The organism is Flavobacterium sp. 9AF (genome assembly GCF_902506265.1).
GTDB lineage: Bacteria > Bacteroidota > Bacteroidia > Flavobacteriales > Flavobacteriaceae > Flavobacterium.
Map to the genome: position 1 here is coordinate 2,287,512 of NZ_LR733556.1, position 22,401 is coordinate 2,309,912.

Genomic DNA, 22,401 nt, shown 5'->3' on the forward strand with positions numbered 1-22,401 from the left:
ATGAGTCAAAAAATCAGAATAAAATTAAAATCATACGATCATAATTTAGTAGATAAATCTGCTGAAAAAATCGTAAAGACTGTAAAAAGTACAGGTGCTGTAGTTACTGGGCCAATTCCATTACCTACTAATAAAAAAATCTTTACTGTTTTACGTTCGCCACACGTTAATAAGAAGTCTAGAGAACAGTTTGAATTGAGTTCTTACAAGAGATTGTTAGATATTTATAGTTCTTCTTCTAAAACTATTGATGCTTTAATGAAATTAGAATTGCCTAGTGGAGTTGAAGTAGAAATTAAAGTGTAAGTTTTTTGCTGTAATAAAACAGTATAAATAATATGAAAAACCGTTAGTATGTTAGTACTACGGTTTTTTTAATAAAAAAATAAAGGCCTTTTTTTGTTTGTAAAATAGGTAACTAATTATTTTTGCGAGAATTAAAAAATAATTATATATTTGCACCCTCAAAATGAGGTAGTGCATATATTTTATATGTGTAAAAGTTAAAATAGTTTAATTAATTAATTAGTTTTATATGTCTGGGTTAATCGGAAGAAAAATTGGCATGACTAGTATCTTTGATGAGAACGGGAAGAATATTCCTTGTACTGTTATCGAGGCTGGTCCATGTGTTATTACCCAAGTCAGAACCAATGAGGTTGACGGGTATAGTGCTCTTCAGCTTGGTTTCGATGACAAAACTGAAAAGCATTCTGTAAAAGCTGAAGAAGGTCACTTCAAAAAGGCTGGTACAGTTGCTAAGAAGAAAGTTGTTGAATTCAAGTACTTTGAAGAAGATTACAAGTTAGGGGAAGTGCTAACTGTGGATTTGTTTAACGAAGGGGAATTTGTTGATGTTCAGGGTGTTTCTAAAGGAAAAGGTTTTCAAGGGGTAGTGAAGCGTCACGGTTTTGGTGGTGTTGGTCAATCAACTCATGGACAACATAATCGTTTAAGAGCTCCTGGATCTGTTGGAGCATCTTCTTATCCTTCAAGAGTATTTAAGGGAATGAGAATGGCTGGTAGAATGGGTGGTGAGAACGTTACAGTTCAAAATCTCAAAGTTTTAAAAGTTGTTGCTGATAAAAATCTTTTAGTTGTTAAAGGATGTGTTCCAGGACATAAAAACTCTTATGTAATCATTCAGAAATAATGGAAGTAAAAGTATTAGATATCAACGGAAAAGATACTGGAAGAAAAGTTCAACTTTCTGATTCGGTATTCGCAATTGAGCCAAACAATCATGCTGTATATCTTGATGTAAAACAGTATTTAGCAAATCAAAGACAAGGTACTCATAAGTCAAAAGAGAGAGCTGAAGTAACTGGTAGTACACGTAAGATTAAAAAGCAAAAAGGAACAGGTACAGCTCGTGCAGGAAGTGCAAAAAATCCTTTATTTAAAGGAGGGGGTACTGTTTTTGGTCCTAGACCAAGAAATTATTCTTTTAAATTGAATAAAAATTTAAAAAGATTGGCTAGAAAATCGGCTCTTTCTTTGAAAGCAAAAGAGTCTAATTTAATAGTTTTGGAAGACTTTAATTTTGAAACACCAAGTACTAAAAATTTCATTAATGTATTGAAAGCTTTAGGGTTAGATAATAAAAAATCTTTATTTGTGTTGGGTGATTCAAATAAAAATGTATATTTGTCGTCACGAAATTTAAAGACGTCATCAGTAGTAACTTCTTCAGAATTAAGTACTTATGGTATTTTAAATGCTAATAATTTAGTTGTTTTAGAGGGTGCTTTAAGCGGAATTGAAGATAATTTAAGTAAATAATTAAGGTTATGAGTATCATTATTAAGCCTATTATAACTGAAAAAATAACTAAAGATGGTGAAGTTTTTAACCGTTTTGGTTTTGTAGTAGATAAAAAAGCTAATAAAATTCAAATTAAGAATGCTGTAGAAGCAGCATATGGTGTGAATGTTGTTGGTGTTAATACAATGAACTATAGAGCTGATAGATCGGTAAAATACACTAAAAGTGGTTTGATCAGTGGTAAAACTAATGCTTATAAAAAAGCGGTTGTTCAAGTACAAGAAGGAGAAACAATAGATTTTTATACTAATATCTAATAGAAAATGTCAGTTAGAAAATTAAAACCTATTACCCCAGGTCAGCGTTTTAGAGTTGTGAATAGCTTTGACACTATTACAACTGATAAGCCGGAGCGTTCATTAATTGCACCGAAAAAAAACTCTGGAGGTAGAAATAGTCAAGGAAAAATGACCATGCGTTATGTAGGTGGTGGTCATAAACAAAAGTATCGTATTATTGATTTTAAAAGAACAAAAGTTGGTGTTCCAGCTACAGTTAAAACAATAGAATATGATCCAAATCGTTCAGCTTTTATTTCGTTATTGGCTTATGCTGATGGAGCTAAAACATATGTTATTGCTCAGAATGGTTTACAAGTTGGGCAAACTGTAGTTTCTGGTCCAGATGCGTCTCCTGAAATAGGAAACACATTGCCTTTAAGTAAAATTCCTTTAGGTACAGTTATTTCATGTATCGAATTAAGACCAGGTCAAGGAGCTGTTATTGCTCGTTCTGCAGGTACTTTTGCTCAATTAATGGCAAGAGATGGTAAGTATGCTACAATTAAAATGCCTTCAGGTGAAACAAGATTAATCTTGTTGACTTGTTCGGCTACTATTGGGGCGGTATCGAATTCTGATCATCAATTGGTTGTTTCAGGTAAGGCTGGTAGATCAAGATGGTTAGGTAGAAGACCTAGAACAAGACCAGTTGCAATGAACCCTGTTGATCACCCAATGGGAGGTGGTGAAGGACGTTCATCAGGAGGTCACCCTCGTTCAAGAAAAGGTTTACCTGCTAAGGGTTATAGAACTCGTTCTAAAGTTAACCCAAGTAATAAGTATATTGTAGAACGTAGAAAGAAATAATTAGATAAACATGGCACGTTCATTAAAAAAAGGACCTTATGTTCACTATAAATTAGAGAAAAAAGTTCAAGAAAATATAGAGAAAGATAATAAAGCTGTTATTAAGACTTGGTCTAGAGCTTCTATGATTACTCCGGATTTTGTTGGTCAAACTATCGCAGTGCATAATGGTCGTCAATTTGTACCAGTTTACGTTACAGAAAACATGGTAGGACATAAATTAGGGGAATTTTCGCCAACTAGATCTTTCAGAGGTCATGCGGGTGCAAAAAATAAAGGTAAAAAATAATAAGAAGCTATGGGAGTTCGTAAAAGAGAAAGAGCAGAGCAGATTAAAGAAGCAAAATCACAAGTGGCTTTTGCTAAGTTAAATAACTGCCCTACTTCACCTAGAAAAATGCGTATTGTAGCAGATTTAGTTAGAGGTCAGAAAGTAGAATTAGCTCTTAATATATTAAGATTTAATAGTAAAGAAGCTTCTAGAAAATTAGAGAAGTTGTTATTGTCTGCTATAAATAATTATGAGCAGAAGAATACTGAAACTAGTGTTGAGGAAGCAGGCTTATTTGTAAAAGAGATTAGAGTGGATGGAGGTATGATGTTAAAGAGATTGCGTCCAGCACCACAAGGTCGTGCACACAGAATTAGAAAACGCTCAAATCACGTAACTATCGTGTTGGGTTCAAATAATAACACACAAAGCAATTAATAAACAGTATGGGACAAAAGACAAATCCAATCGGGAATAGACTTGGTATCATCAGAGGATGGGACTCAAACTGGTATGGAGGAAATGATTATGGTGATAAAATCGCTGAGGATTTTAAAATCAGAAAATATATCCATGCGCGTTTATCAAAAGCTAGTGTTTCTAAAGTAATTATTGAAAGAACTTTGAAACTTGTAACCGTTACTATCACTACTGCTAGACCTGGTATTATTATCGGAAAAGGTGGTCAAGAGGTAGACAAGTTAAAAGAAGAACTTAAAAAAGTTACAGATAAGGAAATTCAAATCAATATTTTTGAAATTAAACGTCCTGAGTTAGATGCTTATTTAGTGGCTAACAGCATTGCTCGTCAAATTGAAAGCAGAATTTCTTATAGAAGAGCTATCAAAATGGCAATTGCGGCTGCAATGAGAATGAATGCTGAAGGAATTAAAGTTTTAATTTCTGGTCGTTTAAACGGTGCTGAAATGGCTCGTTCTGAAGGATTTAAAGATGGTAGAATTCCTTTGTCAACTTTCAGAGCTGATATTGATTATGCATTAGCTGAAGCTCATACTACTTATGGTAGAATGGGGATTAAGGTATGGATAATGAAAGGTGAGGTTTATGGGAAAAGAGATCTTTCTCCGTTAGTAGGTATGGATAAACCAAAATCTAAATCTACAGGATCTACTGGAAAAACTAAACCTGCAAATTCACGCAAAAGAAAGTAATTTTTTAAATTAAAGAAAAATGTTACAGCCTAAAAGAACAAAATACCGTAAGGTACAAAAAGGTAAAATGAAAGGTGTGTCTCAAAGAGGACATGAACTTTCAAATGGTATGTTTGGAATTAAATCTTTAGATTCAACTTTTATAACTTCTCGTCAAATTGAAGCAGCTCGTATTGCAGCAACTCGTTTCATGAAAAGGGAAGGTCAATTATGGATTAAAATTTTCCCAGATAAGCCAATTACTAAGAAACCTCTTGAAGTACGTATGGGTAAAGGTAAAGGTGCAGTTGAATATTGGGCTGCAGTTGTGAAACCTGGAAGAATTATGTTTGAAGTTGGAGGAGTTCCTCTTTCTGTTGCTAAAGAGGCATTACGTCTTGCGGCTCAAAAACTTCCAGTAAAAACTAAGTTTGTCGTTGCTAGAGATTTCGAAGCATAATCAAAAAATATTATGAAACAATCAGAAATAAATAATCTATCTGCAGCTGAGTTACAACAAAAACTTAGTGAGTTAAAAAGAAGATATAATGAGTTAAAAAATGCTCATACAATATCTCCTATAGAAAATCCTCTTCAAATTAGAACTATCAGAAGAGAAGTTGCTAGAGTAGCAACTGAATTAACTAAAAGAGAGTTACAATAATTGTATTCTGCTGAAAGATGGAAAAAAGAAATTTAAGAAAAGAAAGAGTTGGTGTTGTTACTAGTAACAAGATGGAGAAATCTATTGTTGTTTCTGAGACTAGAAGAGTAAAACACCCATTATACGGTAAGTTCGTGTTAAAGACTAAAAAATATCATGCACACGACGAAAAGAATGACTGTAACATTGGTGATACAGTAAAGATCATGGAAACAAGACCTTTATCTAAAACTAAATGTTGGAGATTAGTTGAAATCATTGAAAGAGCGAAATAACCATGGTACAACAAGAATCAAGATTAAAAGTAGCAGATAACACGGGAGCTAAAGAAGTTTTAACTATTCGTGTTTTAGGAGGAACGAAACGTCGTTATGCCTCTGTAGGAGATAAGATTGTAGTTTCTATTAAAGATGCAACTCCAAACGGTAACGTAAAAAAAGGAGCTGTATCTACTGCAGTTGTTGTACGTACTAAAAAAGAAGTGAGAAGAGCTGATGGATCTTACATCCGTTTTGACGATAACGCATGTGTATTGTTAAACGCTGCAGGTGAAATGAGAGGTACTCGTGTTTTTGGTCCAGTTGCAAGAGAACTACGTGAAAAACAATTCATGAAAATTGTATCATTAGCACCTGAGGTGCTTTAATTCTAAAGATGATGACAAAGCTAAAAATTAAATCAGGAGATGTGGTAAAAGTGATTGCTGGAGATCATAAAGGTCTAGAAGGTACAGTTTTACGCGTTATCCGTGACAAAAATAAAGCGGTAGTTGAAGGTGTAAATTTGGTTTCTAAACACACTAAACCAAGTGCAAAAAGCCCTCAAGGTGGTATCGTTAAAAAAGAAGCTCCTATTCATATTTCAAATTTATCTTTAATTGATCCAAAATCAAAATCAGTTACTAAGGTAGGTTTTAAAGTTGAAGGAGATAAGAAAGTAAGAGTTTCAAAAAAATCTAATCAAGTATTATAGTAATGGCTTATATACCTAGATTGAAAGAAGAATATAAGAGTAGAGTAATCTCTGCTCTTACTGAAGAATTCGGTTACAAAAATGTAATGCAAGTTCCAAAACTTGAGAAAATTATTGTAAGCCGTGGAGTTGGTGCTGCAGTTTCTGATAAGAAATTAGTTGACTATGCAGTAGAAGAAATAACAAAAATTACAGGTCAGAAAGCAGTAGCTACAATTTCTAAAAAAGACGTTGCGTCTTTTAAATTAAGAAAAGGTATGCCAATAGGTGCTAAAGTAACTTTACGTGGTGAAAGAATGTATGAATTCTTAGATAGATTGATTACATCTTCTTTACCTCGTGTAAGAGATTTTGGTGGAATTAAATCAACTGGTTTTGATGGTAGAGGTAATTATAACTTAGGAGTTTTAGAGCAAATCATTTTCCCAGAAATTGATATTGATAAAGTAAATAAAATTGCTGGTTTTGATATTACTTTTGTTACTTCTGCAAACACAGATAAAGAAGCAAAATCATTATTGTCAGAACTAGGTTTACCTTTTAAAAAGAATTAAGACATGGCAAAAGAATCAATGAAAGCCCGTGAGGCGAAGAGAGAAGCTTTAGTAGCTAAATATGCAGAAAAAAGAAAAGCTTTAAAAGAAGCTGGAGATTATGAAGCATTACAAAAATTGCCAAAAAACGCTTCTCCTGTTCGTTTGCACAATCGTTGTAAGTTAACTGGAAGACCAAGAGGTTATATGCGTCAATTTGGAATTTCTCGTGTAACTTTCCGTGAAATGGCAAATCAAGGATTAATTCCAGGAGTTAAAAAAGCTTCTTGGTAATATCGCAATTTTTTTATACTTTTGCAATCCAAAAAATAATTTTAATTGGTTAAAGGTTCATTAGGTGAGTACCTAATGAAAACCGTAGCCGCAAATTTATACATATGTATACAGATCCAATTGCAGATTTTCTTACAAGAATTAGAAATGCTGTTAGAGCGAATCACAAGATTGTTGAAATTCCAGCTTCTAACTTGAAAAAAGAAATCACAAAAATTTTATTCGATCAAGGATATATCTTAAGTTACAAATTTGATGATAGTTCTGTTCAAGGGACTATTAAAATTGCTCTTAAGTATGATAAAGAGACTAAAGAGTCTGTTATCAAAGATATCCAAAGAATTAGTAAACCAGGTTTGCGTAAATATGCTGGCTCTACTAAATTACCTAGAATTTTAAACGGTTTAGGAGTTGCTATTGTTTCAACTTCTAAAGGTGTTATGACTGGTAAACAAGCTAAACAGCTTAATGTTGGTGGAGAAGTAATTTGTTACGTATATTAATATTAAAGACGAAGGAATGTCAAGAATAGGTAAAAATCCAGTTGCAATTCCAGCAGGAGTAACCGTAGAGGTTAAAGATGCTGTAATTACAGTAAAAGGAAAATTAGGCGAGCTTTCTCAGGAGTTTTCTGATGTTACAGTGAAAGTTGAAGATAATCAAGTTATCGTTGAACGTTCATCAGATCAAAAAGACGAGAGAGCGAAACATGGACTTTATCGTGCTCTTATCAATAATATGATTGTAGGAGTTTCAGAAGGGTTTACTAAACAATTAGAACTTGTTGGAGTTGGGTATAGAGCTTCAAATCAAGGTCAAAGACTTGATTTAGCTGTAGGTTTTTCTCATAACATTGTTATGGAAATTGTTCCTGAAGTTGTAGTTGAGACAATCTCTGAAAAAGGTAAAAATCCAATAGTAAAATTATCATCATTTGACAAACAATTATTAGGCCAAGTATCTGCTAAAATCAGAGCTTTCCGTAAACCAGAACCTTATAAAGGAAAAGGTATTAAGTTTGTAGGTGAAGTATTAAGAAGAAAAGCAGGTAAATCAGCTTAAAAATTAAGACTATGTCATTAACAAAAACTGAAAGAAGACAAAGAATAAAATTCAGAATTAGAAAAGTTGTAAGCGGAACTGCTTCTCAACCTAGACTTTCTGTATTTAGATCTAATAAAGAAATCTATGCACAAATCATAGATGATGTTAACGGTGTTACACTAGTTGCTGCTTCTTCTCGTGATAAAGAAGTAACTAAAGGTACAAATGTTGAAACTGCTAATGCAGTTGGGAAATTAGTGGCTGAAAGAGCTCTTAAAGCTGGAATAAATACTATTACTTTTGATAGAGGTGGGTATTTATATCATGGTCGTGTTAAATCATTAGCAGAAGGAGCTAGAGAAGCTGGACTTAAATTCTAAGAAATTATGTATCAAAAATATAAAAACGTAGAACTAGTAAAACCAAGTGGTCTTGAATTGAAAGACCGTTTGGTTAGTGTAAACCGTGTAACTAAAGTTACTAAAGGAGGTAGAGCATTTGGTTTTTCAGCTATTGTTGTAGTTGGAGATGAAAATGGAGTGGTTGGTCACGGATTAGGTAAATCTAAAGATGTTTCTGAAGCTATTGCTAAAGCAGTAGAAGATGCTAAGAAAAATCTTGTAAGAATACCGTTAAGCAGTGCAACTGTACCTCACGAACAAAAAGGGAAATTTGGTGGAGCTAGAGTATTTTTAATGCCTGCTTCTCATGGTACTGGAGTAATTGCTGGTGGTGCTGTGCGCGCGGTATTAGAATCTGTTGGTGTACACGATGTATTATCAAAATCTCAAGGTTCATCAAACCCTCATAACGTTGTAAAAGCTACTTTTGATGCTTTATTACAAATGAGAAGTGCTTTGACTGTTGCTAAACAAAGAGGTATTTCTTTAGAAAAAGTATTTAAAAGTTAAAAATTCAAGGAAAATGGCAAAAATTTTAGTAAAACAAGTTAAAAGCAAAATCAATTGTCCTGAAACTCAAAAAAGAACTTTATTGTCTTTAGGGTTAAGAAAATTAGGACAAGTTGTTGAGCATGACGCAAGTCCTGCTGTCCTTGGAATGGTAAATAAAGTTAAACACTTAGTTTCTGTAGAGGAAACTAAATAATAATATTCGTTATGAATTTAAGTAACTTACAACCAGCTGAAGGTTCAGTTCACAACCAAAATAAAAGAGTAGGTAGAGGAGAAGGTTCTGGTAAAGGTGGTACAGCCGCTAGAGGACATAAAGGAGCTAAATCTCGTTCAGGATACTCTAAGAAAATTGGTTTTGAAGGAGGTCAAATGCCACTTCAAAGACGTGTTCCTAAGTTTGGATTTAAAAATATTAATAGAGTTGAATATCAAGGTGTAAATCTTGATACTATTCAATCTTTAGTGGATAATGGTATTGTTACTGATATTTTAGATTTATCAGTAATGATTGATAGTCGTTTGGCTACAAAGAATAGCTTAGTAAAGATTTTAGGTAGAGGTGAGCTAAAAGCTAAACTTAAAGTAAGTGCTCACAAATTTACTGCTACTGCAAAAGCTGCTATTGAGGCAGCTGGTGGAGAAGTAGTAACTTTATAATCCTTTTAGTAAAATGAAGAAATTTATAGATTCTTTAATCAATGCTTGGAAAATAGAAGAGTTAAAAAATAGAATTTTATTAACTCTAGGAATGTTATTGGTGTATCGTTTTGGTGCTCAAGTAACACTTCCTGGTATTGATGCTACTAAATTAGGAAATCTTACTAATCAAACAGATCAAGGTATTGGATGGTTAATTAATGTATTTACAGGGGGCGCGTTTTCGCAGGCCTCTGTATTTGCATTAGGTATCATGCCGTATATTTCAGCTTCAATTGTTGTTCAGTTAATGGGTATTGCAGTACCGTATTTACAAAAACTTCAAAAAGATGGTGAAAGTGGAAGAAAAAAAATCAACCAAATTACAAGATGGCTTACTATCTTGATTACTTTAGTACAAGGCCCTGGTTATATTTATAATTTATATAAAACATTACCAGCTGATGCCTTTTTACTTGGATTTACTTCTTTCTCATTTCTTTTTTCTTCAGTTTTAATCCTTGTTACTGGTACAATTTTTGCGATGTGGTTAGGAGAAAAAATAACTGATAAAGGTATTGGGAATGGTATTTCTTTATTAATTATGGTTGGTATTATTGCAAGAATGCCTCAGGCATTTATACAAGAAATTAGTTCAAGAACTATTCAAGCTAATGGAGGTATCATGATGATAGTTCTTGAAGTTGTATTGTGGTTTATAATTATTATTGCTTGTATATTACTTGTAATGGCTGTAAGAAAAATTCCAGTTCAATATGCAAGAAGAACAGTTTCTGGAGATTTTGAACAAGATATGATGGGATCAAGACAATTTATACCTTTAAAGCTTAATGCTTCTGGTGTAATGCCTATTATATTTGCTCAAGCAATAATGTTTATTCCTGCTGCTGTATCTGGACTTTCTCAATCTGATACCGCTAAATCGTTAGCTAGTACATTTAGTAATCCTTTTGGATTAGTGTATAATATAGTATTTGCTTTGTTAATTGTAATTTTTACGTATTTTTACACCGCAATTACTGTGCCTACTAATAAAATGGCAGATGATTTAAAGAGAAGTGGTGGTTTTATTCCTGGAATTAGACCTGGTGTTGAAACAGGTGATTACCTTGATAAAATCATGTCTCTGATAACTTTTCCAGGTTCTTTATTCTTGGCTTTAATAGCAGTATTTCCTGCTATAGTTGTTAGTCTTTTAAAAGTTCAAGGAGCATGGGGTTATTTTTATGGAGGTACTTCTTTACTGATTATGGTAGGGGTAGCGATTGATACTATTCAACAAATAAATTCTTATTTATTGAATAAACACTATGATGGATTGATGAAAACTGGTAAAAATAGAAAAGCGGTAGCTTAAATTATTTTTTATGGCAAAACAATCAGCAATAGAACAAGATGGAACAATAGTTGAGGCATTGTCGAATGCTATGTTTCGTGTAGAATTAGAAAACGGACATGTTGTAATTGCTCATATTTCTGGTAAAATGCGTATGCATTATATTAAATTATTACCAGGAGATAAGGTAAAACTTGAAATGAGTCCTTACGATTTAACAAAAGCAAGAATTACATATAGATACTAAAGCTAGTAAAATGAAAGTAAGAGCATCAGTAAAAAAGAGAAGTGCCGAGTGCATTATAGTACGTAGAAAAGGAAGATTATACGTGATTAATAAAAAGAATCCTAGATTTAAACAAAGACAAGGATAATTATGGCAAGAATTGCAGGGGTAGATATACCTAAACAGAAAAGAGGAGTTATTGCTTTAACATACATTTTTGGTATTGGCAGTAGCAGAGCTAAAGAAATTTTAGCTAAAGCTCAAGTTAGCGAAGATAAAAAAGTTCAAGATTGGAATGACGATGAAATCAGCGGTATTCGTGATGCTGTATCGTATTTTAAAATTGAGGGTGAATTACGTTCTGAAATTCAATTAAACATTAAACGTTTAATGGATATTGGATGTCAAAGAGGAATCCGTCATAGAGCAGGACTTCCTTTAAGAGGTCAAAGAACGAAAAACAACTCTAGAACTAGAAAAGGTAAAAGAAAAACTGTTGCTAACAAGAAAAAAGCAACTAAATAATAAGTAAGTAATATGGCTAAGGCAACAACAAAGAAACGTAAAGTTATCGTTGAATCTACAGGAGAAGCACATATTAATGCTACTTTTAACAACATCATTATTTCTTTGACAAACAAGAAAGGTGAAGTTATTTCTTGGTCTTCAGCTGGTAAAATGGGCTTTAGAGGTTCTAAAAAGAATACTCCATATGCAGCTCAAATGGCAGCAGAAGATTGTACTAAAGTAGCACTAGAGGCTGGACTTAAAAAAGTAAAAGTTTATGTTAAAGGTCCTGGAAACGGAAGAGAATCTGCAATACGTTCAATTCACAATGGTGGAATTGAAGTATCTGAGATAATCGATGTAACTCCAATGCCTCATAATGGATGTAGACCTCCAAAAAGAAGAAGAGTATAATTATAAGTATAACCAAGATAGAATAACGATTATCGAAGGATATAAATTTGACCTGAATTCATAATCACTATCTTAATTAATTTTAAAAATGGCAAGATATACTGGTCCAAAAACAAAAATTGCTCGTAAATTTGGCGAGGCAATATTCGGAGAAGATAAAGCCTTCGAAAAAAGAAATTACCCTCCAGGGCAACATGGTTTAGCAAAAAAGAGAGGTAAAAAATCTGAATACGCTGTTCAGTTAATGGAAAAACAAAAAGCTAAATATACCTATGGTATTTTAGAGCGTCAGTTCAGAAATTTGTTTGAAAAAGCTTCTGCAGCTTCTGGTGTAACAGGTGAAATCTTATTACAATTATGTGAAGCTCGTTTAGACAATGTTGTTTACAGAATGGGTATCGCTCCATCTCGTAGAGCTGCTCGTCAAATCGTAACTCATAGACATATTACTGTGAATGGTGAAGTGGTTAATGTGCCATCATATCATTTAAAAGCTGGTGATAAAGTTGCAGTACGTGAAAAATCTAAATCTCTAGAAGCTATTGAAAGATCTTTATCTAATTCTTCTCAAGTTTATGAGTGGATTACTTGGAATAATGAAACTAAAGAAGGTACTTTTGTTTCAGTTCCTCAAAGACTTCAGATTCCAGAAAATATTAAAGAGCAACTAATCGTTGAGTTGTATAACAAATAAAAACTGACTTTAGTCGAAATATGGCATTATTTAATTTTCAAAAGCCCGATAAAGTTATCATGATCGATTCAACCGATTTTGAAGGTAAATTTGAATTTAGACCTTTAGAACCAGGTTATGGATTGACTGTTGGTAATGCATTAAGAAGAGTCTTACTTTCTTCTCTAGAAGGATATGCTATTACATCTGTAAGAATTGAAGGTGTTGAACATGAATTTTCAACAATATCTGGTGTAGTAGAGGATGTTACAGAAATTATCTTAAATCTAAAACAAGTTCGTTTTAAAAGACAAATAGAAGATGTAGATAATGAATCTGTTTCTATTTCAATTTCTGGAAAGGAACAAATAACTGCAGGTGATTTTCAAAAATTCATTTCAGGTTTTCAAATTTTAAATCCTGATTTCGTAATTTGTAATCTAGATAGTAAAACAACTATCAATATGGAACTTTCTATTGAAAAAGGTAGAGGTTATGTTCCTGCTGAAGAAAACAAAAAGGCAAACGCGCCTATTGGAACTATTTTTACTGACTCAATCTATACTCCTGTAAAAAATGTGAAATATAGCATTGAAAATTTCCGTGTTGAACAAAAAACGGATTATGAAAAATTAGTTTTCGAAATCATAACTGATGGATCTATTAATCCAAAAGATGCGTTAACTGAAGCAGCTAAAACGTTGATTCACCACTTTATGTTGTTTTCTGATGAGAGAATTACACTTGAGGCTGATGAAATTGCTCAAACTGAATCTTACGATGAGGAATCATTACACATGAGACAGTTGTTAAAAACTAAACTTGTGGATATGGATTTATCAGTTAGAGCTTTAAATTGTTTAAAAGCGGCTGAAGTAGATACACTTGGAGACTTAGTTTCTTTCAATAAAAACGACTTAATGAAATTCCGTAATTTTGGTAAAAAATCTTTAACTGAACTAGATGAATTAGTTGCAGCTAAAGGCTTGAATTTTGGAATGGATTTAGGTAAATACAAATTAGATAAAGAATAAATAACTTCATATTTTGCTCTCCAAAGCGGATTGTAGCAAGATGAAGATTAAATAGTAACGTCATGAGACACGGAAAAAAATTCAATCACTTAAGCAGACAAAAAGGGCATAGAACTGCTATGTTGGCTAATATGGCTTGTTCTTTAATAGAGCATAAACGTATTAATACAACAGTTGCCAAAGCAAAAGCTCTTAAACAATTTGTTGAGCCTTTAGTTACTAAATCTAAAGAAGATACAACTCATAATAGACGTATTGTGTTTTCTTATTTAAGAAATAAATATGCTGTAACTGAATTATTCAGAGAAGTATCAGCTAAAGTTGGCGATCGTCCAGGAGGTTATACACGTATTATTAAAATGGGTAACCGTTTAGGTGATAATGCAGATATGGCGATGATCGAATTGGTTGACTTTAATGAATTATACAGAGGCAACAAAAAAGAAGAGAAAAAAGCAACTACACGTCGTAGTAGAGCAAAAAAATCAGAAGCTAAACCAGCTACTGAAGCTCCTGCTGCTGAAACTTCTGAAAATTCTGAAGCTACTGAATAATCATGAAATAATGATTAAAATATAAAAGGATAGACTATTTTAGTTTATCCTTTTTTTTTATAAAAAATATAAAACATAAGAAGACATGAAAAATGCATTTATTTATTTATTGCTATTAATCTCTAGTTCAGTATTTTCTCAAAACAAAAAAGAATCAGAGAATTCAATAAATTTTACTACTCAAATAACAGGTAATTTATTAAGTAATGGAATTTGGATGCCAAAAATGAATGAAAATGAAGTAATCGAAGGTTCTAAGTATTTATTTGATAATGAGTATGATGATTATATAGTGACAGATTTAAAAGGAAATAAATTTCAAATTTCAAATTTAAATTATGATTTAGTAAATAAGCAATTATTTACTAAAGTATCTAATGATTCAATTTTTATTTATAATCTTGATAACTTGGACTTTATAACACATAATAACAAACAGTATAAAATTTATCAAAATGAAGTCTTTCTTATGCTGTTTAAAAATAATCAAAATACTTTGTTAAAACATTTTTTTGCTTCTGTTCAAAATGCAGTTATTAATCCTATGACAAAAGAAGTGATTAGCCCTAAAAAGTATGTTTTGCATCTTAAATATAAATTGATTACTAAAGACAAACTAGTTGTTTTTAAATTAAATAAGAAGTCTGTTTTGGATTTATTTCCTTTTGACTCAAAAGATAAATTATTGGAATTTGTTAAGCAAAAAAACTTGTCTTTTTCAAAAGAAGAAGATATAGTAAGTATTTTGAAATTTATGAATGAATAGAGTTAATTTTGTTTTGACTAATAACTTTATATTTTTTATCATTTATCTCTTTAATAATTTTTTTGCATTAAATTTGCACAAACAACACACAAATGAAATATAATAAAAGACAACAGGCTATCTTATTGCTAAAAGATGGTACAATTTTTCATGGAAAATCTATCGGTATTGAAGGAACAACTTTCGGAGAAGTTGCTTTTAATACAGGTACTACTGGATATCAAGAAATTTTTACTGATCCCTCTTATTTTGGACAAATTATGGTTACCACAAATGCTCACATAGGTAACTATGGCGTTAATAATAATGAAGTAGAATCAGATAGTGTGAAAATTTCTGGATTAGTTTGCAAAAATTTTAGTTTTAATTTTTCAAGAGATAATGCTTCTGAGGGATTATTTGATTATTTAAAAAAGCAAAATTTAATTGTAATTTCTGATGTAGATACAAGAGCTTTGGTTAGTTATATTAGAGAAAATGGTGCAATGAATGCTATTATATCTACAGATGGTACTCCTATTGAAACCTTAAAAGAAAAATTGAAGAATGCTCCTGAAATGAACGGTCTTGAACTGGCATCAAAAGTTTCTACAAAAGAACCTTATTTTTTTGGAAATAAAGACGCCAAATATAAAATCTCAGCTTTAGATTTAGGAATTAAAACAAATATTCTAAGAAATTTAGCAAACAGAGATTGTTACATAAAAGTGTTTCCTTATAATGCTGGTTTTAATGATTTAAAATCTTTTCAACCTGACGGTTACTTTTTGTCAAATGGACCTGGTGACCCTGAACCATTACATAGTGCACAACAAGTAGCAAAAGATATACTAGAAGAAAATAAACCACTTTTTGGGATTTGTTTAGGACACCAAGTGATTGCCTTAGCAAATGGTATTTCTACTTACAAAATGTTTAATGGTCATAGAGGGATTAATCACCCAGTTAAGAACTTAATTACAGGTAAAGGTGAAATTACTTCTCAAAATCATGGTTTCGCAGTTGTAAAAGAAGAATTGGCAAATCATCCAGAATTAGAATTAACTCACGAACATTTAAATGATGGAACAGTAGCAGGAATGAGAATGAAAAATAAAAATTGTTTTTCTGTTCAATATCATCCTGAAGCAAGCCCTGGACCACATGATTCATCTTACCTTTTTGATCAATTTATTGAAAATATAAAATCTTCAATTAACTAAAACGTTATCGTTTATAAGTTTTTTGAATTTGACAATTTAATTACATTTTAAATTTTAAATTTGTTATTATTCGTAAAAAATACTAACTAAAAATACAAAGAATGAGCATAATTATTAAAGTTCACGCAAGACAAATTTTAGATTCTAGGGGTAATCCTACAGTCGAAGTAGATGTGATTACCGAAAATGGAATTTTAGGTAGAGCAGCAGTTCCAAGTGGTGCTTCAACTGGTGAACATGAGGCTGTTGAATTACGTGATGGTGGAAAAGCTTTTATGGGTAAAGGAGTTTTAAAAGCTGTAGAGAATGTGAATACAACAATAGCTGCTGAAATTGTTGGTATGTCTGTTTTTGAGCAAAATGCTATCGATAAAACCATGATTGATTTAGATGGGACATCAAATAAATCAAAATTAGGAGCTAATGCTATTCTAGGTGTTTCTTTAGCAGTGGCTAAAGCTGCAGCCAATGAGTTAGGATTGCCTTTGTATAGATATGTGGGCGGTGTATCAGGAAATACTTTACCTGTGCCAATGATGAATATTATAAATGGTGGTTCTCATTCTGATGCACCTATTGCTTTTCAAGAGTTTATGATTATGCCAGTAAAAGCAACATCTTTTACTCAAGCTATGCAAATGGGTACAGAAATTTTTCATAACTTAAAAAAAGTATTACACGATAGGAATTTATCTACTGCAGTAGGTGATGAAGGTGGTTTTGCACCCAATTTAGCCGGTGGAACAGAAGATGCTTTAGATTCTATTAAATTAGCAGTTACTAATGCTGGTTATGTTTTTGGGGAAGATATTAAAATCGCTTTAGATTGTGCTTCTGCTGAATTTTATGTAAACGGAAACTATGATTATTCTAAATTTGAAGGGCCAACAGGTAAAGTAAGAACTTCTGCTGAGCAAGTAGATTACTTAGCTGAATTAGTAGCTAAATATCCAATTGTTTCTATTGAAGATGGTATGGACGAAAATGATTGGGACGGTTGGAAATTATTAACTGATAGAATCGGAGATAAAGTACAATTAGTTGGGGATGATTTATTTGTTACTAATGTTGAAAGATTATCACAAGGAATTTCTAAAGGAATTGCAAACTCAATCTTGATTAAAGTGAATCAAATTGGTACACTTTCTGAAACGATTGCTGCAGTAAATATGGCTCATAATGCAGGTTATACTTCTGTAATGTCGCATCGTTCAGGAGAAACTGAAGATAACACAATTGCCGACTTAGCAGTAGCTTTAAATTGTGGACAAATTAAGACAGGATCTGCTTCTCGTTCAGATCGTATGGCAAAATACAATCAATTATTAAGAATTGAAGAGGAATTAAATGAAGTTGCTTATTTCCCTGGCGAAAAAGCTTTTAAACAAAAATAAAAAAACAATTAATGTTATTTAAAACACCTATAAATTTTTGTAGGTGTTTTTTTTATGAATGTTAATTTTAAAAATCATAAAAAACAATATTACGATAACGATATATTATTAGTAATTCCTTTAAAATTCCATTAGAATTCGTTAAATTCGCAGAATACTTTACTAATTTTCAAAAAACACATAATATATATGTCGAAAACTGCAATATTAGAGATCGATGGCAAAAAGTATGAGTTTCCTGTAATTGTTGGAACTGAAAATGAGGTTGCTATCGATATAGAGAAGTTGCGTGGTGCAACTGGTGCTATTACATTAGATCCAGGATATAAAAATTCTGGTTCATGCAAAAGTGAAATTACTTTTTTAGATGGAGAAGAAGGAATTTTACGTTATAGAGGATATTCTATCGAAGATTTAGCGGATAAAGCTGATTTTCTTGAGGTAGCTTATCTTTTGATTTTTGGTGAATTACCAAATAAAGCTCAATTAGAAAAATTTGAGAACGATATTAGAAAACACACACTAGTAAATGAGGAAATGAAATCTATTTTAGAAGGTTTCCCTAAAACAGCTCATCCAATGGGAGTTTTGTCTTCTCTGACTAGTGCACTAACAGCATTCAATCCTAAATCTGTGAATGTTGAAAATGAAAAAGAGTTATATGATGCCATTTGTAAGACCATGGGGAAATTCCTTGTTATTGCAACTTGGACATACAGAAGAAGAATGGGCTTCCCTTTGAACTATTATGATAATACAAAAGGTTATGTGGAAAATTTTATGCGTTTAATGTTTGAAATTCCTACTGAACCTTACAAAATGGACAAAAGAATAGTGGATGCATTAGATAAATTATTTATTCTTCATGCAGACCATGAACAAAATTGTTCCACTTCTACTGTAAGAATCGTTGGTTCATCTCATGCTGGATTATTTGCTTCAATTTCTGCAGGAGTTTCTGCTTTATGGGGACCATTACATGGTGGTGCTAATCAAGCTGTACTTGAAATGTTAGAAGAAATCAATAACAATGGAGGTGATGTAGCAAAATATGTTTTAAAAGCAAAAGATAAAGACGATCCATTCCGTTTAATGGGCTTTGGACATAGAGTTTATAAAAACTTTGATCCTAGAGCGACCATTATTAAGAAAGCGGCAGATGAAGTTTTAGACGCTTTAGGGGTTGATGATCCATTATTAGATATTGCTAAGCAATTGGAAAAAGTAGCTTTAGAAGATGACTATTTCAAATCAAGAAATTTATATCCAAACGTGGATTTCTATTCTGGAATTATATATCGTGCTATGGGAATACCAGTAGAAATGTTTACTGTTTTATTTGCTATTGGTCGTTTACCAGGTTGGATTGCACAATGGAAAGAAATGCGTATTAATAAAGAGCCAATAGGACGTCCAAGACAAGTATATACAGGAAGTCCTTTAAGACCTTTTAAAGAGGTCAACGAAAGATAGAAATAAAAAAATCCGAGCAAATGCTCGGATTTTTTATTAAAAAACAGATTATGCTGTGGGTTTGTTTTCTTCCTCTGTTGATTTTTCTTCTGTTGCGCTCTGCGAAGGATTAGTTTCTTTTTTATCGTTCTTTAATTCTTCAATTTTTTCTTCTACCTTTTCAATTATTTCTTCAAAAGCTTCCTTGGCTTGCTGTGATTTTTCTTCCGCCCACTCACTTGCTTCGTCTAATTTCTCTTTAGCATTTTTAATAAACTCTTCTGTTTTTTCAGAAAGGTGTAACTCGTCTATCTTTTTGGATGCAGATGCTGCTAAATCTTCTAGCGATTCTTTCGCTTCCGTTGCAAATTCAGATGCTTTTTCAATTGTCTCATCTGCAGTTACTTTGGCTTTGCCAAATAATGAATTAAAAAAATTTGAAAGTCCCATAATATTTTTCGTTTTTTATCAAATGTATAAATTTTATCTTTATAAAGATTTATTTTTTTAGAATTATGCAATTTCATTCCTTTTTCTATCTTTGCCTTGTGATCGTCAATAATTGACGAATTAATTACCCAAAAATGTTGCAATTAAATATTAAAAACGAGTCTTCAAGACTAAGAGCTGTTGTTTTAGGAACTGCAGTTAGTAATGGGCCAACTCCTAAAGTGGAGGAAGCTTATGATCCAAAATCATTAGAACATTTATTAGCAGGAACTTATCCAATAGAAGCGGATATGGTAAAAGAAATGGAAGCTTTTAATGCGGTATTTGAAAAATATGATGTTCAGGTTTTTAGACCCGAAATTATTGAAAATTACAATCAAATCTTTTCAAGAGATATCGGTTTTGTTATTGATGATATTTTTGTAAAAGCAAATATTCTTCCCGATAGAGAAAGAGAATTGGACGCCATTCAATATGTTTTAGATCAAATCGACCCAAATAAAATTGTGAGACCACCAGAAGAAGTCCATATTGAAGGTGGAGACGTCATGGTTTGGAACGATTATATTTTTATTGGGACCTATAAAGGTTCCGATTATAAAGATTATATTACAGCGCGAACCAATATGCATGGCGTAAATTATATTAAAGATTTGTTTCCGCATAAAATTGTAAAAGAATTTGATTTGGTAAAATCTAAAATTGAACCTCGTGATAATGCATTACATTTGGATTGTTGTTTTCAACCTTTGGGAACCAATTTAGGTATTATCTATAAAAGTGGTTTTAGAGAAGAAGCCGATTATATGTATTTAGTAAATCTTTTTGGGAAAGAAAATTTATTCCATATTGATAGAGAAGAAATGTATCATATGAATTCAAATATTTTTTCAATTGCACCAGATGTAGTCGTTTCTGAAAGGAATTTTACACGTTTAAATGATTGGATGAGAAGCAAAGGAATCACTGTAGAAGAAATTCCGTATGCAGAAATAGCAAAGCAAGAAGGACTTTTAAGATGTTCAACCTTGCCTTTAATTAGAGATTAAGAGAAGTTCTAGGTTCTAAGTTCTAAGTTGTAAAATTTAAATGTAGAGGATGAAAAGTTATAAAGATTTAGATATATATAATTTAGGATTAGAATTGTTCTATATTGCTTATTTATATTCTTTAAAATTACCAAAATATGAGATGTATGAATTAGGAAGACAATTAAGAAGGGCTTCGGATTCTGTTACTACAAATATTGTAGAAGGTTATGGTAGAAAAAAATATAAAGCTGATTTTATAAAGTTTCTTGTTTATTCACATTCAAGTTGTCTAGAAACAAAAGGACATTTGCTTAAAATCAGACGTTTATATCCTGATTTAGTATCAGACGCTGATAGATTTATAAATGAATATGATATATTAGGAGCCAAAATATTTAATTTTATAAAATATGTAGAGAATAATTGGAAAACCTAAAGTCGATATTGAAAAGGATATAGAAAAAAATAACTCACAATATAGTAGAAAAGAAAACAGAAAACAGAAAACTGACAACCTATAATAGAATAAAATGAATCAAACAACAAATACCATACTAATGATTCGTCCGGTAGCTTTCCGAATGAACGAACAAACCGCTGTAAATAATTATTATCAAAAAGTATTGGATGATTTATTACCAGCGACCGTTAACGCAAAAGCACAAGCTGAATTTGATGCCTATGTTGAGAAATTACGAGCGGTAGGAATACAAGTTATTGTTGTAGATGATACGGTAAATCCAGATACACCCGATAGTATTTTTCCAAACAATTGGGTTTCTTTCCATGAAACAGGAGATGTAGTTTTGTATCCCATGTTTGCTGAAAACAGAAGATTAGAACGTAGAGAAGATATCTTAGATATTATTGAAGATAATGGTTTTGTGATTAACGAAATCATGGATTATACCGAAGCTGAGGAAGATGGGTATTATTTAGAAGGTACAGGAAGTATTGTTTTGGATAGAGCCAATCAAATTGCTTATTGTGCGTTATCTCCAAGAGCCGATGAAGAATTGTTTATCGAATTTTGCGAAGATTTTGAATACGATCCTGTTATTTTTGAAGCTTTTCAAACTGTAAATGGCGAACGCAAGCCTATTTATCATACGAATGTGATTATGTGTGTGGCTGAAACCTTTGCTGTTATTTGTGCGGATTGTATCGATGATAAAGCCGAAAGAAAAATGGTGCTTTCTAAATTGAAAGAATCTGGAAAAGAAGTTATTGTAATCAGCGAAGAACAAGTTAATAATTTCGCTGGAAATATGTTGCAAGTAAGAGGCGCAAGTGACGAACGTTTCTTAATTATGAGTAATGCAGCTTACGAAAGTTTAACACCGTCTCAAATTGAAAAAATTGAAAAACATTGCAAAATCGTGCATGCTAGTTTGGATATTATTGAGGCTTGTGGTGGAGGAAGTGCACGTTGTATGATGGCAGAAGTATTTTTACCAAAAGCAGAATAAATGTTATCAAGAAAAACTAAATATGGGATTAAGGCATTAATTTATATTGCAAAGCAAGATGATTTAATGCCCGTCCTTATTTCTGAAATTTCAGAGAAAGAGAATATTTCTAAAAAGTTTTTAGAAGCGATTCTTTTAGACTTAAAAAAAATTGGTCTAGTAGGCTCCAAAAAAGGAAAAGGAGGCGGTTATTATTTATTAAAAAACCCTAAAGAAATTACTGTGGCTACCATTATCCGTTTTTTAGACGGACCAATTGCTTTATTGCCTTGTGTAAGTCTAAATTTCTACGAAAAATGCGACGATTGTCCGAGCGAAGAAACTTGTTCGTTAAATAAATTGATGATTCAGGTGCGAGATAACGCACTTAACGTATTGGAAAAGAAGACTTTATATGATTTAGCAAATTTTTAAAAAAAATTTTCAAAAATACCCTAGTAAATCGATAGACTAATAGTATATTTGAAAAATGAAATAAATG

At 32.0% G+C, this 22,401-nt stretch carries 38 protein-coding genes; 37 read left to right on the forward strand and 1 reads right to left on the reverse strand.

What is annotated here, in order from left to right; all coding sequences use genetic code 11:
* The 33 genes from rpsJ to HALO113_RS10440 all read left to right on the forward strand — a co-directional run bounded on the left by rpsJ (position 1) and on the right by HALO113_RS10440 (position 18,991).
* Positions 1 to 306 (forward strand): 30S ribosomal protein S10, encoded by a 306-nt coding sequence (gene rpsJ / locus HALO113_RS10280; RefSeq protein WP_045968439.1) that lies wholly within the window; start codon positions 1 to 3, stop codon positions 304 to 306.
* A 229-nt stretch (positions 307 to 535) separates the two neighbouring features.
* On the forward strand, positions 536 to 1,153 hold the full coding sequence (gene rplC / locus HALO113_RS10285) for a 50S ribosomal protein L3 (RefSeq protein ID WP_159778941.1): 618 nt from the start codon (positions 536 to 538) through the stop codon (positions 1,151 to 1,153).
* Positions 1,153 to 1,782 carry a 50S ribosomal protein L4 gene (gene rplD, locus HALO113_RS10290; protein ID WP_159778942.1) on the forward strand — a complete coding sequence of 210 codons (630 nt, stop codon included), beginning with the start codon at positions 1,153 to 1,155 and terminating at the stop codon, positions 1,780 to 1,782. The genes rplC and rplD overlap by 1 nt, the downstream gene beginning before the upstream one ends.
* 8 nt (positions 1,783 to 1,790) lie before the next feature.
* Positions 1,791 to 2,081 carry a 50S ribosomal protein L23 gene (gene rplW, locus HALO113_RS10295; RefSeq protein ID WP_159778943.1) on the forward strand — a complete coding sequence of 97 codons (291 nt, stop codon included), beginning with the start codon at positions 1,791 to 1,793 and terminating at the stop codon, positions 2,079 to 2,081.
* Between the two features lie 6 nt (positions 2,082 to 2,087).
* Positions 2,088 to 2,912 (forward strand): 50S ribosomal protein L2, encoded by an 825-nt coding sequence (rplB, locus tag HALO113_RS10300; RefSeq protein ID WP_159778944.1) that lies wholly within the window; start codon positions 2,088 to 2,090, stop codon positions 2,910 to 2,912.
* Positions 2,913 to 2,922: 10 nt separating this feature from the next.
* Entirely contained in the window at positions 2,923 to 3,201 is a 279-nt protein-coding gene (gene rpsS / locus HALO113_RS10305) for a 30S ribosomal protein S19 (RefSeq protein WP_045968430.1), read from the forward strand.
* 9 nt (positions 3,202 to 3,210) lie between these two features.
* Positions 3,211 to 3,621: a 50S ribosomal protein L22 gene (gene rplV / locus HALO113_RS10310; protein WP_159778945.1), complete on the forward strand. Its 411-nt coding sequence runs from the start codon at positions 3,211 to 3,213 to the stop codon at positions 3,619 to 3,621.
* An 8-nt stretch (positions 3,622 to 3,629) separates the two neighbouring features.
* Positions 3,630 to 4,355 (forward strand): 30S ribosomal protein S3, encoded by a 726-nt coding sequence (gene rpsC / locus HALO113_RS10315; RefSeq protein ID WP_159778946.1) that lies wholly within the window; start codon positions 3,630 to 3,632, stop codon positions 4,353 to 4,355.
* 19 nt (positions 4,356 to 4,374) lie between these two features.
* Entirely contained in the window at positions 4,375 to 4,794 is a 420-nt protein-coding gene (rplP, locus tag HALO113_RS10320) for a 50S ribosomal protein L16 (protein WP_045968424.1), read from the forward strand.
* 12 nt (positions 4,795 to 4,806) lie between these two features.
* Positions 4,807 to 4,998, forward strand: a complete 192-nt coding sequence (rpmC, locus tag HALO113_RS10325) for a 50S ribosomal protein L29 (RefSeq protein WP_159778947.1) — start codon at positions 4,807 to 4,809, stop codon at positions 4,996 to 4,998.
* Between the two features lie 17 nt (positions 4,999 to 5,015).
* Positions 5,016 to 5,273: a 30S ribosomal protein S17 gene (gene rpsQ, locus HALO113_RS10330; RefSeq protein WP_159778948.1), complete on the forward strand. Its 258-nt coding sequence runs from the start codon at positions 5,016 to 5,018 to the stop codon at positions 5,271 to 5,273.
* A gap of 2 nt (positions 5,274 to 5,275) precedes the next feature.
* Positions 5,276 to 5,644: a 50S ribosomal protein L14 gene (rplN, locus tag HALO113_RS10335; protein ID WP_007803649.1), complete on the forward strand. Its 369-nt coding sequence runs from the start codon at positions 5,276 to 5,278 to the stop codon at positions 5,642 to 5,644.
* A gap of 11 nt (positions 5,645 to 5,655) precedes the next feature.
* Complete coding sequence (gene rplX, locus HALO113_RS10340) at positions 5,656 to 5,970, forward strand: 50S ribosomal protein L24 (protein ID WP_159779598.1); 315 nt, start codon at positions 5,656 to 5,658, stop codon at positions 5,968 to 5,970.
* A gap of 2 nt (positions 5,971 to 5,972) precedes the next feature.
* The gene (gene rplE / locus HALO113_RS10345) at positions 5,973 to 6,524 is read left to right on the forward strand and encodes a 50S ribosomal protein L5 (RefSeq protein ID WP_140996205.1); all 552 of its coding nucleotides are present in this window, start codon (positions 5,973 to 5,975) and stop codon (positions 6,522 to 6,524) included.
* Positions 6,525 to 6,527: 3 nt separating this feature from the next.
* Entirely contained in the window at positions 6,528 to 6,797 is a 270-nt protein-coding gene (gene rpsN, locus HALO113_RS10350; RefSeq protein WP_130734248.1) for a 30S ribosomal protein S14, read from the forward strand.
* A gap of 104 nt (positions 6,798 to 6,901) precedes the next feature.
* Entirely contained in the window at positions 6,902 to 7,300 is a 399-nt protein-coding gene (gene rpsH / locus HALO113_RS10355; RefSeq protein ID WP_130734249.1) for a 30S ribosomal protein S8, read from the forward strand.
* Positions 7,301 to 7,316: 16 nt separating this feature from the next.
* The gene (rplF, locus tag HALO113_RS10360; protein ID WP_159778949.1) at positions 7,317 to 7,859 is read left to right on the forward strand and encodes a 50S ribosomal protein L6; all 543 of its coding nucleotides are present in this window, start codon (positions 7,317 to 7,319) and stop codon (positions 7,857 to 7,859) included.
* 11 nt (positions 7,860 to 7,870) lie between these two features.
* On the forward strand, positions 7,871 to 8,221 hold the full coding sequence (gene rplR / locus HALO113_RS10365) for a 50S ribosomal protein L18 (protein WP_130734251.1): 351 nt from the start codon (positions 7,871 to 7,873) through the stop codon (positions 8,219 to 8,221).
* Between the two features lie 6 nt (positions 8,222 to 8,227).
* Positions 8,228 to 8,752: a 30S ribosomal protein S5 gene (rpsE, locus tag HALO113_RS10370; protein ID WP_159778950.1), complete on the forward strand. Its 525-nt coding sequence runs from the start codon at positions 8,228 to 8,230 to the stop codon at positions 8,750 to 8,752.
* Between the two features lie 13 nt (positions 8,753 to 8,765).
* Positions 8,766 to 8,948: a 50S ribosomal protein L30 gene (rpmD, locus tag HALO113_RS10375; protein WP_130734253.1), complete on the forward strand. Its 183-nt coding sequence runs from the start codon at positions 8,766 to 8,768 to the stop codon at positions 8,946 to 8,948.
* 11 nt (positions 8,949 to 8,959) lie between these two features.
* Entirely contained in the window at positions 8,960 to 9,412 is a 453-nt protein-coding gene (rplO, locus tag HALO113_RS10380; RefSeq protein WP_159778951.1) for a 50S ribosomal protein L15, read from the forward strand.
* Positions 9,413 to 9,425: 13 nt separating this feature from the next.
* Positions 9,426 to 10,769, forward strand: a complete 1,344-nt coding sequence (gene secY / locus HALO113_RS10385) for a preprotein translocase subunit SecY (RefSeq protein WP_159778952.1) — start codon at positions 9,426 to 9,428, stop codon at positions 10,767 to 10,769.
* 10 nt (positions 10,770 to 10,779) lie between these two features.
* Complete coding sequence (infA, locus tag HALO113_RS10390; protein WP_045968400.1) at positions 10,780 to 10,995, forward strand: translation initiation factor IF-1; 216 nt, start codon at positions 10,780 to 10,782, stop codon at positions 10,993 to 10,995.
* Between the two features lie 10 nt (positions 10,996 to 11,005).
* Entirely contained in the window at positions 11,006 to 11,122 is a 117-nt protein-coding gene (ykgO, locus tag HALO113_RS10395; protein ID WP_002987490.1) for a type B 50S ribosomal protein L36, read from the forward strand.
* Between the two features lie 2 nt (positions 11,123 to 11,124).
* A complete protein-coding gene (gene rpsM / locus HALO113_RS10400) occupies positions 11,125 to 11,499 on the forward strand; it encodes a 30S ribosomal protein S13 (RefSeq protein ID WP_045968397.1) in 375 nt (124 codons plus the stop codon).
* 12 nt (positions 11,500 to 11,511) lie between these two features.
* Entirely contained in the window at positions 11,512 to 11,895 is a 384-nt protein-coding gene (gene rpsK / locus HALO113_RS10405) for a 30S ribosomal protein S11 (protein WP_130734256.1), read from the forward strand.
* A gap of 88 nt (positions 11,896 to 11,983) precedes the next feature.
* On the forward strand, positions 11,984 to 12,589 hold the full coding sequence (gene rpsD, locus HALO113_RS10410; RefSeq protein WP_159778953.1) for a 30S ribosomal protein S4: 606 nt from the start codon (positions 11,984 to 11,986) through the stop codon (positions 12,587 to 12,589).
* 20 nt (positions 12,590 to 12,609) lie between these two features.
* A complete protein-coding gene (locus HALO113_RS10415) occupies positions 12,610 to 13,602 on the forward strand; it encodes a DNA-directed RNA polymerase subunit alpha (RefSeq protein WP_159778954.1) in 993 nt (330 codons plus the stop codon).
* A gap of 62 nt (positions 13,603 to 13,664) precedes the next feature.
* Positions 13,665 to 14,156 (forward strand): 50S ribosomal protein L17, encoded by a 492-nt coding sequence (rplQ, locus tag HALO113_RS10420; protein ID WP_159778955.1) that lies wholly within the window; start codon positions 13,665 to 13,667, stop codon positions 14,154 to 14,156.
* An 85-nt stretch (positions 14,157 to 14,241) separates the two neighbouring features.
* Positions 14,242 to 14,922 (forward strand): hypothetical protein, encoded by a 681-nt coding sequence (locus HALO113_RS10425; RefSeq protein ID WP_159778956.1) that lies wholly within the window; start codon positions 14,242 to 14,244, stop codon positions 14,920 to 14,922.
* Between the two features lie 92 nt (positions 14,923 to 15,014).
* The gene (gene carA, locus HALO113_RS10430; RefSeq protein WP_159778957.1) at positions 15,015 to 16,124 is read left to right on the forward strand and encodes a glutamine-hydrolyzing carbamoyl-phosphate synthase small subunit; all 1,110 of its coding nucleotides are present in this window, start codon (positions 15,015 to 15,017) and stop codon (positions 16,122 to 16,124) included.
* Between the two features lie 101 nt (positions 16,125 to 16,225).
* Positions 16,226 to 17,518, forward strand: a complete 1,293-nt coding sequence (eno, locus tag HALO113_RS10435) for a phosphopyruvate hydratase (RefSeq protein ID WP_159778958.1) — start codon at positions 16,226 to 16,228, stop codon at positions 17,516 to 17,518.
* A gap of 189 nt (positions 17,519 to 17,707) precedes the next feature.
* Positions 17,708 to 18,991, forward strand: coding sequence for a citrate synthase (locus HALO113_RS10440; protein ID WP_159778959.1), 1,284 nt, complete (start codon positions 17,708 to 17,710; stop codon positions 18,989 to 18,991).
* 48 nt (positions 18,992 to 19,039) lie between these two features.
* Here HALO113_RS10440 and HALO113_RS10445 read toward each other — a convergent pair whose 3' ends face one another.
* A complete protein-coding gene (locus tag HALO113_RS10445) occupies positions 19,040 to 19,420 on the reverse strand; it encodes a hypothetical protein (RefSeq protein ID WP_159778960.1) in 381 nt (126 codons plus the stop codon).
* Between the two features lie 134 nt (positions 19,421 to 19,554).
* Between HALO113_RS10445 and HALO113_RS10450 the strand changes: the two genes are divergently transcribed.
* The 4 genes from HALO113_RS10450 (at position 19,555) to HALO113_RS10465 (ending at position 22,334) form a co-directional block, all read left to right on the forward strand.
* Positions 19,555 to 20,469 (forward strand): dimethylarginine dimethylaminohydrolase family protein, encoded by a 915-nt coding sequence (locus HALO113_RS10450; protein ID WP_159778961.1) that lies wholly within the window; start codon positions 19,555 to 19,557, stop codon positions 20,467 to 20,469.
* A 49-nt stretch (positions 20,470 to 20,518) separates the two neighbouring features.
* A complete protein-coding gene (locus HALO113_RS10455; RefSeq protein ID WP_159778962.1) occupies positions 20,519 to 20,887 on the forward strand; it encodes a four helix bundle protein in 369 nt (122 codons plus the stop codon).
* Positions 20,888 to 20,981: 94 nt separating this feature from the next.
* Positions 20,982 to 21,920, forward strand: coding sequence for a citrulline utilization hydrolase CtlX (ctlX, locus tag HALO113_RS10460; RefSeq protein ID WP_159778963.1), 939 nt, complete (start codon positions 20,982 to 20,984; stop codon positions 21,918 to 21,920).
* Positions 21,921 to 22,334 carry an Rrf2 family transcriptional regulator gene (locus HALO113_RS10465; RefSeq protein WP_159778964.1) on the forward strand — a complete coding sequence of 138 codons (414 nt, stop codon included), beginning with the start codon at positions 21,921 to 21,923 and terminating at the stop codon, positions 22,332 to 22,334.
* Positions 22,335 to 22,401 lie beyond the last annotated feature (67 nt).